Origin of the sequence: Nostoc sp. (genome assembly GCF_036919615.1) — a bacterium.
Taxonomy (GTDB): domain Bacteria; phylum Cyanobacteriota; class Cyanobacteriia; order Cyanobacteriales; family Nostocaceae; genus Nostoc.
On sequence record NZ_JBALCN010000009.1, the window covers coordinates 46,204 to 60,726 of the forward strand.

9 protein-coding genes and 2 pseudogenes are annotated in these 14,523 nt (G+C 41.7%); 6 read left to right on the forward strand and 5 right to left on the reverse strand.

Annotated elements, in window-relative coordinates:
• Positions 1-94 precede the first annotated feature (94 nt).
• The 3 genes and pseudogenes from V7K48_RS03400 to V7K48_RS03410 all read right to left on the reverse strand — a co-directional run.
• Positions 95-409 (reverse strand): annotated as a pseudogene (locus tag V7K48_RS03400) (PIN domain-containing protein); the annotation flags it as partial.
• Positions 410-498: 89 nt separating this feature from the next.
• Positions 499-765: a ribbon-helix-helix domain-containing protein gene (locus tag V7K48_RS03405; RefSeq protein ID WP_335069613.1), complete on the reverse strand. Its 267-nt coding sequence runs from the start codon at positions 763-765 to the stop codon at positions 499-501.
• A gap of 87 nt (positions 766-852) precedes the next feature.
• The gene (locus V7K48_RS03410; protein WP_335069615.1) at positions 853-978 is read right to left on the reverse strand and encodes a hypothetical protein; all 126 of its coding nucleotides are present in this window, start codon (positions 976-978) and stop codon (positions 853-855) included.
• 427 nt (positions 979-1,405) lie between these two features.
• Between V7K48_RS03410 and gorA the strand changes: the two genes are divergently transcribed.
• Positions 1,406-2,752 (forward strand): glutathione-disulfide reductase, encoded by a 1,347-nt coding sequence (gene gorA, locus V7K48_RS03415; RefSeq protein ID WP_335069617.1) that lies wholly within the window; start codon positions 1,406-1,408, stop codon positions 2,750-2,752.
• A 289-nt stretch (positions 2,753-3,041) separates the two neighbouring features.
• Here the strand turns inward: gorA and V7K48_RS03420 are convergent, their stop codons facing one another.
• The gene (locus V7K48_RS03420) at positions 3,042-5,411 is read right to left on the reverse strand and encodes a CHASE2 domain-containing serine/threonine-protein kinase (protein ID WP_335069619.1); all 2,370 of its coding nucleotides are present in this window, start codon (positions 5,409-5,411) and stop codon (positions 3,042-3,044) included.
• A gap of 740 nt (positions 5,412-6,151) precedes the next feature.
• Between V7K48_RS03420 and V7K48_RS03425 the strand changes: the two genes are divergently transcribed.
• From V7K48_RS03425 to V7K48_RS03435, 3 genes and pseudogenes are all read left to right on the forward strand, one after another.
• Positions 6,152-6,673 (forward strand): LabA-like NYN domain-containing protein, encoded by a 522-nt coding sequence (locus V7K48_RS03425; RefSeq protein ID WP_041565194.1) that lies wholly within the window; start codon positions 6,152-6,154, stop codon positions 6,671-6,673.
• Positions 6,674-6,768: 95 nt separating this feature from the next.
• Complete coding sequence (locus V7K48_RS03430) at positions 6,769-8,373, forward strand: 2-isopropylmalate synthase (RefSeq protein ID WP_335069621.1); 1,605 nt, start codon at positions 6,769-6,771, stop codon at positions 8,371-8,373.
• A 334-nt stretch (positions 8,374-8,707) separates the two neighbouring features.
• Positions 8,708-9,389 (forward strand): annotated as a pseudogene (locus V7K48_RS03435) (SnoaL-like polyketide cyclase).
• A gap of 246 nt (positions 9,390-9,635) precedes the next feature.
• On the opposite strand, the gene V7K48_RS03440 reads toward V7K48_RS03435, so the two are convergent.
• The gene (locus tag V7K48_RS03440) at positions 9,636-10,073 is read right to left on the reverse strand and encodes a GNAT family N-acetyltransferase (protein WP_335069623.1); all 438 of its coding nucleotides are present in this window, start codon (positions 10,071-10,073) and stop codon (positions 9,636-9,638) included.
• Positions 10,074-10,236: 163 nt separating this feature from the next.
• Here V7K48_RS03440 and V7K48_RS03445 point away from each other — a divergent pair, with 163 nt between their 5' ends.
• Entirely contained in the window at positions 10,237-11,682 is a 1,446-nt protein-coding gene (locus V7K48_RS03445) for a RecQ family ATP-dependent DNA helicase (RefSeq protein WP_335069625.1), read from the forward strand.
• 846 nt (positions 11,683-12,528) lie between these two features.
• Positions 12,529-14,418, forward strand: a complete 1,890-nt coding sequence (locus V7K48_RS03450) for a S9 family peptidase (RefSeq protein ID WP_335069627.1) — start codon at positions 12,529-12,531, stop codon at positions 14,416-14,418.
• Positions 14,419-14,523: the final 105 nt, after the last annotated feature.

Genomic DNA, 14,523 nt, shown 5'->3' on the forward strand with positions numbered 1-14,523 from the left:
ATCGCAATTGTTGAGAAGTACAACACCAATATTGAGTGCAGAATAACATAGTTAAGAAATTGGTGAGGAATGGAACAGTTGTTCGATTCAATTATCAACTTTCTTCCTCCCAATCCTCAATGTGTAACCCATTCACGCGATTAAATTCACTCCTATTGTGGGTAACTAAGATTAAATTATGTGCCTGAGTAATCGATGCAATTTGTAAATCATAAGGACCAATAGGTGTACCTAAAGTTGCCAATTCAGTATGAATTCGACCAAAAATTGTGGCGGCTAGATCATCGAAAGTCAGAGAGACGAAATTATTGATAAAAGCTAACTGTAACGCCAATGTACGTTGAGGATTCTTGCTTCTATTCGCACCATAAAAGAGTTCAGCCTTAACAATTGAACAAACAGCAATATCCTGTGGTGATAAAGACTCTAACCGTCATCGCACACCAGATATTGGACGATTTAGATCAACAATGCAAGCATTGGTATCTAATAAATAAATCACTCTAACGGCTCCCGCACTTCATATTCACCTTGCGGATATCTCACCAGAGGATCATCTTGCAGACAACCAGCCGTCTGTTCAAAAAAACTAGGAGGCCACCCCAATTCTTCGGGTGTTTTTACCTGCACTGGTGCTTCAATGTTACCTTTTGTTGCAAATATCTTGAGAGCATCAACAATTACTTCCTCTGGCGAAGCATACTTACCACTTTCAATCTGAGTTTGGATGAATTGCTCTATCTCTGGATTTAAGAACACATTCATAGATTCATATGCAAGGGTGTTTTTTCATAACTATTTTAGTCTTAAGTGAGATTGAAAGCTGAAAAACATCTAAATTGCATAATCGAATTAAATCAAACTCATGTGGTGTGGGCAACTCACACCGACGCTGATGTTGGGTTTCCTTACATCAACCCAACCTACATCTGGGATGGTAAATAGACCCGTGCTGTAGGGGTTTAGCGTAATGCTCATAGGTGTCAACTTAAGCCCAAACCCATTTAAAACCTCGTTTCCAGCCTCTGGCCACCGCAAGCAAGGTAATTCTCTGTCTAATACAAAATTACCTTGCCAAAATCATGCTGAGAATTAGGCTGTTATTTATATGCTTTGCCTCAAAAGTGCGATCGCCTACCCACCCGCCCGAAGCGATCGCAAATATTTCCCTTTTGTAGAATAGACAAGATCCTTTTTTAACAAGATAATGTAATATAACTTAGCAATATTCGAGCGATCGCTGTTCCTTTTGGATGTAATCGTTATCTAAGCGGCAATCTGCTACATATCAGACTGGTTTCATCCCAAATTGTCCACCTAAAGACAGTAGATGAAGTTTTGTCTGAGTAACTATAAGGGATGAAATAGCTCTGCTTTCCAGAAAGTAAAAAAGGAACAGATTTTTATGACATATGATTACGACCTGTTTGTCATTGGTGCTGGGCCTGGAGGATTGGCAGCAGCTAAAAAAGCAGCCAGTTACGGTGTCCGTGTAGCTGTTGCTGAACAAGAAGCCATCGGTGGAACCTGTGTAAATCGCGGTTGCGTTCCCAAAAAACTGATTGTTTACGCCGCTGACTTCGCCTTGCAAAATCAAATAGCGCAGAGTTATGGGTGGAGTGACTGTCAAACATACTTTGACTGGACATTATTTATTAAGTCAGTACACCAGCATATTGACAAGATTAACCAATCCTATTTTCAGCAATTGCACAAAGCTGGAATTGAACTAATTTCTCAACATGCCACTTTCATCGATACCCATACTATCAATATCGATGGACGCAAAGTTACAGCAGACAAAATTTTAATTGCTGTGGGAGGACAACCCCTTAAGCCCCAAATCCCAGGTATAGAATATGCCATCACATCCCGCGAGATGTTTCAGCTGCCTTATCTGCCGAAACGTTTAGCAATCATTGGCGGCGGCTACATTGGCGTAGAATTTTCCAGCATGATGCACGCTTTTGGCTGCGAGGTGACGGTAATTGAAAAAGACGAGATGATTTTATCGGGGTTTGATAATGACATTCGCTCTGCGGTACAACAAGGTTTGAGCAAACGGGGAATTAAGTTATTCACCAACAGCACCAGTCAAGAAATCAAATTCTCAGAAGAAGGTTTGTTGTTAACTATCACTGGTGAGAACCAAGAAATAATTACAGCAGATACCATCTTAGTTGCCACAGGTTACGCTCCAAATACCAAGAATCTTGGTTTGGAAAATGCCCATGTTGAACTTGGCGAAAATGGTGCAATTAAAGTAGATGAATACAGCCGCAGCAGCCAAGAGAACATTTTTGCTGTGGGTGACTGCACCAGCCGCCTGCAATTGTCTCCAGTGGCTAAAGCAGAAGGTATTGCCTTTGCCGATACAGTTTTTGGGAACAAGCCGCAAAAACTGAATTATGATTATGTGCCCACTGCTGTTTTTTGCCGTCCAGAAGCGGCTAGTGTGGGGATGACAGAAGCAAAAGCACGGGAAAAGTTTGGTGAATCTGTACAATGCTACTGCACCCAGTTCCAACCACTGTTGTATCAGTTAATCGAACAGAATGAACCAACTACTATGAAGATAGTGTTAAATGGTGATTCTGGGCAAGTTTTGGGTGCTCATATGGTGGGTGAACACGCAGCAGATATTATTCAAAGTCTCGGCGTGGCAATTCGCAAGGGCATTACCAAAGAAGATTTGGATGAAACCATAGCCATTCATCCCACGACAGGAGAAGAATTCTTGTCGTTAAATTAAAATCACGTGCAGGATTGAGTGAAGAAGACACGAACAGAGAAGGGGGCAGGGGAGGTAGGGGAGGCAGGGGAGGCAGGGGAAGAAAAAGAGTTATTGAGCAATGATTCTTTCTCCACCTGCTTAAGAACTGCTGCTCCTTTTCCCCTGCTTGCCTTGACTGATAACTTTCTTAACCAAACCGTCTTGGGGGAACTCCAAAAATTAAATTATCCAAATTCTTATATCCAGTACAACTATCAGATTCTGCTTCCCTTGCTCAAGAACAGCTTCCACAGCGATTGGATCTTTTTTATTTGGAAATCCCTTGTCCCTCTTGTCCTTCTGAGCAAGATTTTGTGGGAGCGCCTAAATCGTCTAAAGTATTCATTAATGAGTCATCCTGTGGCATGGGGTATCTGCTTTGGGAATTTACAACATCATTAAAATCATTAAAAGTTTCAAGAGCTTCAATATCTTTAAGAGCCTCTGATGCAGACTGATATCGCTGTTTAAAGTCATCCAGCACCATTTTACTGAGAATCTTAGCTAAGGAGTGGCTCACTTGCGCCCGATTGCTCCATTTTATCTCTCCATCAGCATCTCTATCTAGCTCACGGGGTGCTATACCAGTCAAGGCTTTAATTCCAACCATGCCGACTGCATAGATATCACTACTGTAGTGTGGACGCCCATAACATTGCTCGCTTGGTGCGTAACCTTGAGTCCCAATGCCAATGGTCAAGGGGGTTTGTTCTTGATGATCAAGCTGTTTTGTGCTGACTTCTTTGACGGCTCCAAAGTCAATTAGTACCAGTTTACCGTCTGAATGTCGCCGGATGATATTGCTGGGCTTAATATCCCGGTGAATCACGTTGTTTTTATGGACAAATGTTAATGTTTGCAATAAGTCCCTGACAATTTTGATAACGGCAATTTCATCAATTACTCTACCTATTAGCAGTTCCTGATTTAAAGGATGACCAATTATAAGTTCTTGCACTAAATAAAACTCTTCATCTTCTTCAAAATACGCTAAAAGTTGAGTGATTTGATTGTGTGTTCCCAATTTTTCTAGTGTTTGCGCCTCTGAGTTAAATAAACGTCTAGCAAGTTGCAATCCTTCTGGTTTGGTGTTAGCTGGTTTTAGTTGCTTGACAACACATCGCGGATTACCAGGACGTTGGGTATCTTCGGCAATGTAGGTTTCGCTAAATCCACCGGAACCAAGAACTTTGACAATTTTGTAGCGTTGAGCCAGGACTTTTCCTGATAAGGCTAAATCTCGTTGCTGGATTAGGTGTTGCAAGTCATCTTGGTGGCTGATAATCTCTCGGACAACGGCGGAAGTTTTATACTTCTGAAAAATGTCTACTAATTGGCGTTTTCTGATGCTTTCTCTGACTAATGAAGTTCCCAAGTAGCAAAATCCGATCATCGCGATCGCAATCATTGGTACAGTAGTGGGAAAAATTAACTGACCATAGACAAATAACCCATAGCTAATTCCTACCCAAGTACCAGACAAGGCGAGGCTATATAGAAATCTATTGATACTACGCTTACGTCTGCTAATCATCAAGGCTGTACTGCCAACTAGAATTAGCACAAACAAACCCTGCAACGGTGGACTATTAATTGCTGGGGCGATCGCTTTACCTTGGAGCAAAGTTGCGATCGCATTGGCGTGAATTTCCACGCCCGACATAGGTTTACTGCTGTTGCTAGCAGCGACTGGATAATAATCATTATTTAACTTATCTGTTGCACCAATCAGCACTATCTTGTCTTTGAACACCTTTCCCTGTTGCAAATAGGTGTTCCAGTTTTCCGGGTCAAGTACGTACCAAAAGGGTATTTGCTCAAATGTACCCGCAGACCCCCAAAAATAAATGCGATCGCCCTTTGATTGAGGATAATTTATTTGTCCTGCCCTGAGCGCTGCTTGATCAAAAGAGGGTAGCTTCTCGATTAAATTATCTTCAGCTAGCAACTTAGAAAACTCACTCGCTAATCGATGAACTTTACCATCCACCTCCACGGGGAAATTAACTGAGCCAATGGACACTTGACCTATGTGAAACATCTGTTGTGGGTCTATCAGTTGCATAAAAGACCCTTGGTGCGTCTCGGAATTTTCGTAGACGGCTGCCAAGGTAACTTTGCTGCCATATTTTTGCAATGCTGCCTGGAGTTGGCGATCGTCCGTAACTCCATAACTACTTTGCGTGTCAAAAACGACATCTACCCCTACAGAGCGGACACCTGCTTTGATTAATTTTGTGATTACCTGAGCGTATGCAGCACGTTGATAAGGATAAGATTTCAATGTTTTTAGGTAAGCATACTGTTGCGGATCTGTTTTATAGTACTGTTCGGGAACTGATATTGACTGATCGTCTATTGCTAAAATTACGATGTCTTCTGGAGGCACAATCGGCCCACGCAGTTGAAAAAAGCTAGAAAGCGCCTGATTTTCGCTCAATTGAACCAATTCCCCACCAGAAGCAGTCAGCAGTGCTGCCCCCATTACCCAAGCGCCAGCGAGGAGATGACCTAAGCGAACCATCCACCTGGAGTGGCGAGCCGATGCACTCAAGGTTACTTTTGTCGGTTTACTTGACAGTCTATTGGCAGCAGAGACATAGTTTTTAGTTAAGGTGGATGTAGGTTCTTCTGCCATATCGTGTTACTGATTGATTTAAGTCCAACACTTTTATTTATTCAGACCACGTTTTAGTGTAAGCACATTGAAATAAGACTTAAATGACAATCTTATACATTTGTAAAGTATCTTCTATTCATCAACAAACTTTTATTGGCAGAGCTAGCCCCAAGAGATTCCTCCTCAAGCACTACCTAACTTATTCTTTTTCTGTTGAGTGAGTTACAACTAGTAGATTGTCTCACAGAACAGAGCTGGATATACTCTGCTTGTGCATTTGGTTCTGGCGAGATTTTACCCTAACCTAACCAACAGGTAAGCTCCTAACTGGGTGCTCTACCAGAAGCTGTCCCAAGTTCGTCTTCTGTCTCTGGCGCAATATTGGTACTCCCTACAAAGCGTGTCCTGATACTGAAAGCTTTACCTATAGATAGGCATTAATTTATATCCTACTCTCAGCCTATGCTATACCTCTTTAGGAGTAAACTTTAATGTTATACAGCGATGAATGCTGTTACTGGTTCAATTTTATTGGTAGATTTTGATCACAGAGTGGCTCTTGCAGTGCTGGAGGTGAATAAGGTTTAGCACACAGTATCTCAACTCCAATGTTGCAGCCGTTTTTATGCCTTGAAAGAGGTAGGATAAAAGCTATAGATGAAGAGCTACTTTATAGATATTAGCAAACAAGGCATTTGAAAATTGCTATAATCTATTGTTCCATCTAAATTCATTTATATTCTTAGGTGTAAATTTGTATGGGTTCTCCAATGAATCGTCTGTCTATTTTTGTAGATGGAAACAATATGTTCTATGCTCAACAAAAAAATGGCTGGTTTTTTGACCCGCGGCGAGTCTTAGAATACTTCAAACATGAGCAATCAGAAACAACATTAATTAATGCATTCTGGTACACTGGCTTAAAAGACCCACAAGATCAGCGAGGTTTTAGAGATGCTCTAATTAGTCTAGGATATACAGTCAGAACTAAAATTCTTAAAGAATATTATGATGATACGTCTGGTCGTTACTCACAAAAAGCGAATTTAGATATTGAAATTGTTGTAGATATGTTTAATACAGTAGACCAGTATGACCGAGTAGTATTATTCAGTGGTGATGGAGATTTTGAAAGAGCAATTGAACTATTACGCTCAAAAAATACACATATTACAGTAGTGTCAACAGAAGGAATGATCGCTAGAGAACTACGAAATGCTACTGACAGATATATAGATTTAAATGATATCAGAGATCAAATAGAAAAAACTGAAGGTTAGTAGCCTTAGCAACTATTTACAAAGGTAAGAGTAAGAGAAAAACTAAGGTTGAAGATATATTGAGCCACAAGTAAAAATTAAACAACAAACTGCAAATGACAAACAAAACAGATAGAATAATCATTTTTGATACTACACTGCGAGATGGAGAGCAGTGTCCAGGAGCAACTCTGAATATAGACGAAAAGCTAGTTATTGCCAAGCAACTGGCGCGTCTGGGTGTGGATATAATTGAGGCGGGCTTTGCCTTTGCCAGTCCGGGAGATTTTGAAGCAGTCAGCAAGATTGCCAAAATTGTCGGGACAGAAAATGGCCCGGTAATTTGCAGTTTGGCAAGAGCAATTAAAGCAGATATTGAAGCAGCCGCCGAAGCATTAAAACCAGCAGTCAACGCCAGAATTCACACATTTATTTCGACTTCTGATATTCATTTAGAGTATCAGTTGCGGAAGTCACGGGCAGAAGTGTTAGCGATCGCCGAAGAAATGGTAGCTTATGCCAAGTCCTTCATGACAGATGTAGAATTTTCGCCGATGGATGCGGCTCGTAGTGATCCAGAATTTCTCTACCAAGTGTTAGAGCGAACGATCGCAGCTGGTGCAACAACAGTTAACATTCCCGATACTGTGGGTTACACAACCCCTAGCGAATTTGGAGCCATGATTAAGGGGATTATCAAAAATGTCCCCAACATCGACCAAGCGATTATTTCCGTTCACGGTCATAATGATTTAGGCTTGGCAGTTGCTAACTTCTTAGAAGCCGTGAAAAATGGTGCACGGCAACTAGAATGTACGATTAATGGGATTGGTGAACGCGCCGGAAATGCGTCACTAGAAGAATTAGTCATGGCACTGCATGTGCGGCGACAATATTTTAATCCCTATGTCGGCAGAGCAGCAGATTCTCAAGAATCCCTGACAAATATCGATACCCGGCAAATTTATAAAACTTCACGCTTAGTTTCTAATCTGACGGGAATGTTAGTACAACCAAATAAAGCGATCGTCGGGGCGAATGCCTTTGCTCATGAGTCTGGGATTCACCAAGATGGTGTGCTAAAAAATAGACTCACCTATGAAATTATGGATGCCCAATTGATTGGCTTGACAGACAATCAAATAGTTTTGGGCAAACATTCAGGGAGAAATGCTTTCCGCACTCGGTTAAAAGAATTGGGCTTTGAACTGTCGGATACTGAGTTAAATAAAGCATTCGTCAGATTCAAAGAGGTAGCAGATAAAAAGAAAGAAATTTCTGATTGGGATTTAGAAGCGATCGTTAACGATGAAATCCAACAAGCACCCGATTTGTTCCGGGTAGAATTGGTGCAAGTTTCCTGTGGTAGCAACGCCCGTCCCACAGCTACAGTCACCCTCCGCACCCCAGAAGGTGAAGAATTAACCGATGCTGCGATCGGGACTGGGCCAGTAGATGCAGTTTACAAAGCCATCAACCGGGTGGTGAATGTGCCCAACGAGTTGATTGAGTTTTCTGTGCAGTCAGTAACAGCTGGTATTGATGCCATTGGAGAAGTGACAATTCGTTTACGTTATGAATCTAGAGTATTTTCTGGTCATGCAGCGAACACAGATATTATCGTGGCATCTGCTCAAGCTTATGTAAATGCGCTGAACAGGCTATATTCTGCATTGCAAACTCAAGAAAAGCCAGAGGAAGTATCTGCACAGAAAGTGTAAAAACTAGGACTTACACAGAAGAGATCCCCAACCCCCTTTTTAAGGGGGTTTTTCAGATCCCCCCCAATTTATCGGGGGGTTAGGGGAGAGTGCGCTTCGCGCACGCTACGCGAAGGAGGTTTCAGGTTTTCAGTGTGTAAGTCATAAAAACAATCGAACCACAGATAAACATTGATGTTTATCTGTGGTTCTTTTTGTTCGTATTCGGATTTTTGCAAAAAGTCAAGTCTATTGAGTTGATTATGAATATTGTTTACTTTTTTAGATTTTTAAATTTACCTCATATCCATAAAACCTTATTCTAAAAAATGATCTTTATAGTCAGTTAGCTTGTATGAGTAGCGAAAAAACTCCAGAATTGCCGCTCTGGGTACAAGATAGAGATATAGTCATTGCTCATGATGAAGAAGTACAGTGGCGAGAAGGAATACGCCCGGATTATTCTTACACCAATGAATTTCTTCATCAAGAAAGTAAATTTCAGCATCCAGAAGGTTCTTTAGAAGCGATCGCTCAAAATTTAGTCCGCACTTTTGAGATGGAAGCTTCTAATAAATCTAATCCTCAACAGTGGCTTTCGATTGTTACTGATAAGTTTAAGATGAGTACCAATGGCGGGCAACACTTCACTGCTCAAGAAGTTGCCCAGCAAGAGTACTTATAACCTGTTTCTGGGTGAAAGTGAGCATTATAGCTCTGAAACAGAAACCTTTGAATCTTCATTTGAGGTTTTTCATAATGCCTTTCATAATGGCTTTCTTTGGGAATTAACAGAAGTCCTCTCAGGACCGCCTAATGTAACCTTTAAGTGGCGACATTGGGGAACATTTAATGGTTCTTATAAAGACTATGCACCCACAGGAGAAACAGTAGAAATCGTAGGAGTTAGTATTGCTCGCGTGACTGATGATTTGAAGATTGAGTTTTTAGAGCATTATTTTGATAATAATGTCTTTCTTGATAAATTAACGGCAGGTGGTTGTCCCTTCCATTCCCAAAATCAGAACACTCACTAATTTTTATATAGTTGACTCGATCAGTGCTTTAAGTAAACAACCAAGAGTGCTTATAGCGTTTCTCAGCTGAGTCCAAGAGACCTAACCCCCAGCCCCTTCCCTACAAGGGAATGGGAGTAAGATTCAAAGCCTCTCTTCTAAAAGGAGAGAGGAATGGAAGTGAGGTCAAAGTGCATTGCATACAAGCGAGAAGCGCTATATCGAATGAAACTGGTTTACATAGGCTTTGCCCAATTTAGGCATTGCTTATGCTTGATCAGCATTAGTATTTAGACGCATCATGATTTTTTCTGGCTCTGTCAAATTTTTAAAACCATAACGGCGATAAAGTCCATGAGCATCTTTTGTGCCTAACATCCACCTTTGAACGTCTTGCAATTCTGGATATTCCAAAATATATTCTACAAACCATTTTCCTAAACCTTGTCCTCGAAAAGGCTCCAAAATAAAAACATCTTTTAACAATGCAGAAGTTGCATAATCAGTGATGACTCTTGCAAAGCCAACTTGCTGATTATCTTCATAAAGTCCAAAACATAAAGAGTTTTTTATTGCCTTTTCCACAGTGGCTAATGGGATGTTTTCAGCCCAATAAGAAGCTTGTAAAAAATCATGAATCATTTGAATATCTAATTTAGATTTATCGGTGCTGATGTAAAATTTATGTTTTAATTCTTCGTTCATCTAGGTGAAACTTGTATTTAATATGTTAATGCATAATAATTAATTCTAATTCATTCTTGCAGTCAGTGCGTTGCAACCTAAGATGATGAAATTACTGAACCATTAGCTGGATAACAGAGGCTATATTCAGTGTTCAAGGATATGGGTGCATCTACCATTGATTATGAATCAGCCTACAACAAAATCTTGGCAAGAAGTTCGTGCAGCTTTTCAAACAATCTGGGGTTATGAAGATTTTCGTCCACCACAAGGAGAAATTATCAGCAGTTTATTAGCACAAAAAGATGCACTGATTATTATGCCCACCGGTGGAGGGAAGTCGATTTGTTTTCAACTTCCCGCACTGCTACAAACAGGATTAACTTTGGTAGTTTCACCCTTGGTGGCGTTGATGGAAAATCAAGTACAGGAACTACGAGAAAGCCACCAAAAAGCAGCGCTTTTACATAACGAATTGTCTTCATCTCAACGCCGTGCAACTCTGCAAGCTTTAGAACGTCAACAGCTAAGATTACTTTATTTATCGCCAGAAACTTTGCTAAGTGCGCCAGTCTGGGAAAGATTATGTCAGCCACAATTGCAAATTAATGGCTTAATTTTGGATGAAGCCCATTGTTTAGTGCAGTGGGGTGATACTTTTCGACCAGCTTATCGCAGATTAGGGGCTGTGCGTCCTGCACTACTAAAATCAAAACCACCGGGAACAAAAATTAGCATTGCTGCTTTTACCGCTACTGCTGACCCCTTAGCCCAAAAAATTATTCAAACAGTTTTACAATTACAGCAACCAGAGATTTTTCGCTTGAATCCTTACCGTCCTAATTTGCATCCCAGCGTCCGCATTGCTTGGACACCACGAGGTAGGAAACAACAATTATTAAAGTTTATTCAAAATAGACCGCAACAATCGGGATTAGTATATGTTCGCACTAGGAGAGATAGCGAAGATTTAGCTGATTGGTTAGCAGAGATGGGTTATACTACAGCTAGTTATCATGCAGGATTGGGTGCAACAGAACGCCGTGCAGTGGAAGCAAGCTGGTTAAGTGGTAAAATCCCCTTTGTTGTCTGTACGTGTGCGTTTGGTATGGGGATAAATAAATCTGATGTGCGCTGGGTAGTTCACTTTCACGCACCACATCTGCTATCTGAATATGTGCAAGAAATTGGCCGGGCTGGAAGGGATGGAAAACCAGCCCAAGCATTGACATTGGTGAGTGAACCTACAGGGTGGTTAGATCCAGAAGATAAGCAAAGACAGGAGTTTTTTCAAGAACAAATGCGATCGCAACAACAAATAGCGCAGCGACTTGTGAAAAAATTACCAAAACAGGGAGAAGTGAATGCAGTAACGCGACAATTTCCCGAAGGTGCGATCACCTTAGCTTTACTCCATAGCAATGGTCAGCTAAACTGGCTTGATCCTTTCCATTACACCATTGGGCAAAAAGCCGGAACTCAGCCACCAACGCAATTACACGCTGTTAAACAAATGCATCAATATCTGACTACAAAGCAGTGTCGTTGGCAGTTTTTATTAAATGCCTTTGGTTTTGATAAAGAAGCAGCTAACTGGCGTTGCGGACATTGCGACAATTGCCGTCAATAGCTCACGCTGAGGACTAGGGACTGTTTTCAAACCCCAAATTAGACTTAAATGTAGGTTGGGTTGAGGAACGAAACCCAACATTTGCGTTGCTTTGTTGGGTTGCGCTACGCTTAACCCAACCTACTTTTTGAGTTTGAAAACACGCCCTAGTTCCCAATCCGCTTGGGTTAACGATTGTTTGTAGTTGGCGCTTTAGCAAAGACAGCGCCAACTACGAACCTATCAAATCAAACTTGACAAACTAGTAAAACACTTCAGAGTGTAGGAAATAAAATATTCCATACAAGAAATCCGTTCAGGAGTATAAAAGACTCGCTCACGAGTATCAAAGACTCATCGGCGAATATAAAAGACTCATCGGTGAATATAAAAGACTCGCTCACGAGTATCAAAGACTCATCGGCGAATATAAAAGACTCATCGACGAGTATCAAAGACTCATCGACGAGTATCAAAGATTCATCGGCGAGTATAAAAGACTCGTTCACGAGTATCAAAAACTCATTTACGAGTATAAAAGACTCGTTCACGAGTATCAAAAACTCATTTACGAGTATTATTCCCTTCCGGCTCGTTCGCCATCAGGCGTTCCCGCTAGAATACCTAAATTTTTTAACGAACCGCCTTCTCTGTAAGAGGCTGACGCCAACGCGCAGCGTCTCGTAGAGAAGGACGCAAAGAACGTAAAGGAAAAGATAGGTAATTTTATAGCGGGAAGGGAGTAAGATAAAGCTTTTTTCTTTTCCCTTGCTCCCCTACCGATTTTTCAGCTAGGTTCATCCAATAGGATGAATTGTCATTTTCACCACTAAGTAACAATAAAGAGGTCAAGTAGAGGATAAAAATATGTCATCTGCTCAAGCACCCTCCCTACCACCACTGATTCCGCGCGAAATTCTGTTTGGGAATCCTGAAAAAACCAGCCCCCAACTCTCGCCTGATGGCAAGTACTTGGCATATATTGCCCCCGATGAGAAAAATGTCTTACAGGTTTGGTTGCGAACTGTAGGACAAGAAGACGACCAGATACTAACTGCCGACAAAAAGCGCGGTATCCGCATTTTCTTCTGGACTTATAATGCCGACCAGTTGATTTATATGCAGGACTCGGATGGTGATGAGAACTTTCACCTCCACTTGGTTAATATTCACTCCAAGATTGTGCGTGACTTAACGCCATTTCAAGGTGTAAAAGCCGAACTCGTGGAACTGGAACCTAAATTTCCAGATCAAATGCTGGTAGCGTTGAACTTGAATAATCCCCAAAAGTTTGACGTTTACCGCATCAATCTAAAAAATGGTGCTGTGGAGTTCGACACTGACAACCCCGGTAACATTATTAGTTGGACATCTGATGCCGATTTCCAAGTCCGTGCAGCGACAGCTAGCACACCCGATGGTGGTTATGACCTCTTATTGCAGAAAACCTCAGATAAACAGTGGGAAATTATCCGCCACTGGGGGCCAGAGGAGGAAGGGAATTCTGTTAGCTTCTCGGCTGATGGTAAAACACTTTATATTCAAGGCAATCACGATGCTAACGCCAAACGTCTGCTAGCTGTTGACCTAGACACCCGTCAAGAAACTGTCATCGCTGAAGACCAGCAGTATGATGTTGTGGGGATAATCATTCAGCCCCTAACGCGAGTTATCCAAGCAGTTTCTTTCTACAAAGATAAACAGGAATGGCAGGTAATTGACCAGAGTATCGCCGCTGATTTTGAGGAAATCGCCAAGGTGCGTCCTGGAGAATTCTCTATAATTAGCCGCGACTTGGAAGATAAAACCTGGCTAGTAGCTTATAGAACTGACAGTGGGCCAGTTTATTACTATGCCTACAACCGAGAGTCCAAAACTAGCACTTTCCTCTTTAGCAACCAACCCAAACTCGAAGCGTTGCAGTTAGCTTCAATGCAACCGATTTCTTACGAAGCGCGGGATGGCTTGACTATCCACAGTTACCTGACAACTCCTGTAGGAATACCTACCCAGAATCTACCAACAGTATTGCTGGTTCACGGCGGCCCTTGGGCGCGGGATATTTGGGGTTTCTCTCCCACAGCGCAATGGCTAGCTAATCGGGGTTATGCTGTTCTGCAAGTGAACTTTCGCGGTTCCACGGGCTATGGCAAAGTATTTTTGAATGCTGGTAATCGGGAATGGGCTGGCACAATGCACGATGACTTAATTGACAGCGTGAACTGGCTAGTGGAACAAGGTATTTCTGATCCGCAAAAGATTGCGATTATGGGCGGTTCTTATGGAGGTTACGCCACCTTAGTGGGGTTGACTTTTACACCCGAAATCTTTGCTGCTGGTGTGGATATTGTCGGGCCAAGTAGCTTGATTACTTTGATAGAAACTATCCCGCCCTATTGGGAACCGATCAAGGCAATGCTTTATCATCGCGTTGGCAACTTGGAGACAGAAGAGGAGTTTCTCAAATCGCGATCGCCTTTATTCTTCGTTGACCGAATTCAAAAACCTTTACTCATTGGTCAAGGTGCAAACGATCCACGCGTGAAACAATCAGAAAGTGATCAAATTGTCAACGCAATGCAGGAAGCTGGTTTGCCAGTGCAATATGCACTTTACACAGATGAAGGACATGGTTTTGCTAGACCAGAAAATCGCTTGCACTTTTTTGCGATCGCCGAGGAGTTTCTTGCTAAATACTTAGCTGGTAGATTTGAACCTTTGGGAGATATCCCTGGTCATTCAGGAATAGTTAAATAAAGTCTCACGCATGGTGGTTAGTGTCATTCACCGACCACCTTAATATTTTTAATTTAGTAAACAGAGGTCAGTGTACCAGAAAACAAAAATATTACACCCTGTTTT

Coding starts and splice junctions, on each gene's coding strand:
- V7K48_RS03425 (WP_041565194.1), top strand. CDS start 6,152: ATGGGTTCTCCAATGAATCGTCTGTCTATTTTTGTAGATGGAAACAAT.
- V7K48_RS03430 (WP_335069621.1), top strand. CDS start 6,769: ATGACAAACAAAACAGATAGAATAATCATTTTTGATACTACACTGCGA.
- V7K48_RS03410 (WP_335069615.1), bottom strand. CDS start 978: ATGAGCATTACGCTAAACCCCTACAGCACGGGTCTATTTACCATCCCA.
- V7K48_RS03450 (WP_335069627.1), top strand. CDS start 12,529: ATGTCATCTGCTCAAGCACCCTCCCTACCACCACTGATTCCGCGCGAA.
- V7K48_RS03440 (WP_335069623.1), bottom strand. CDS start 10,073: ATGAACGAAGAATTAAAACATAAATTTTACATCAGCACCGATAAATCT.
- V7K48_RS03445 (WP_335069625.1), top strand. CDS start 10,237: ATGAATCAGCCTACAACAAAATCTTGGCAAGAAGTTCGTGCAGCTTTT.
- gorA (WP_335069617.1), top strand. CDS start 1,406: ATGACATATGATTACGACCTGTTTGTCATTGGTGCTGGGCCTGGAGGA.
- V7K48_RS03420 (WP_335069619.1), bottom strand. CDS start 5,411: ATGGCAGAAGAACCTACATCCACCTTAACTAAAAACTATGTCTCTGCT.
- V7K48_RS03405 (WP_335069613.1), bottom strand. CDS start 765: ATGAATGTGTTCTTAAATCCAGAGATAGAGCAATTCATCCAAACTCAG.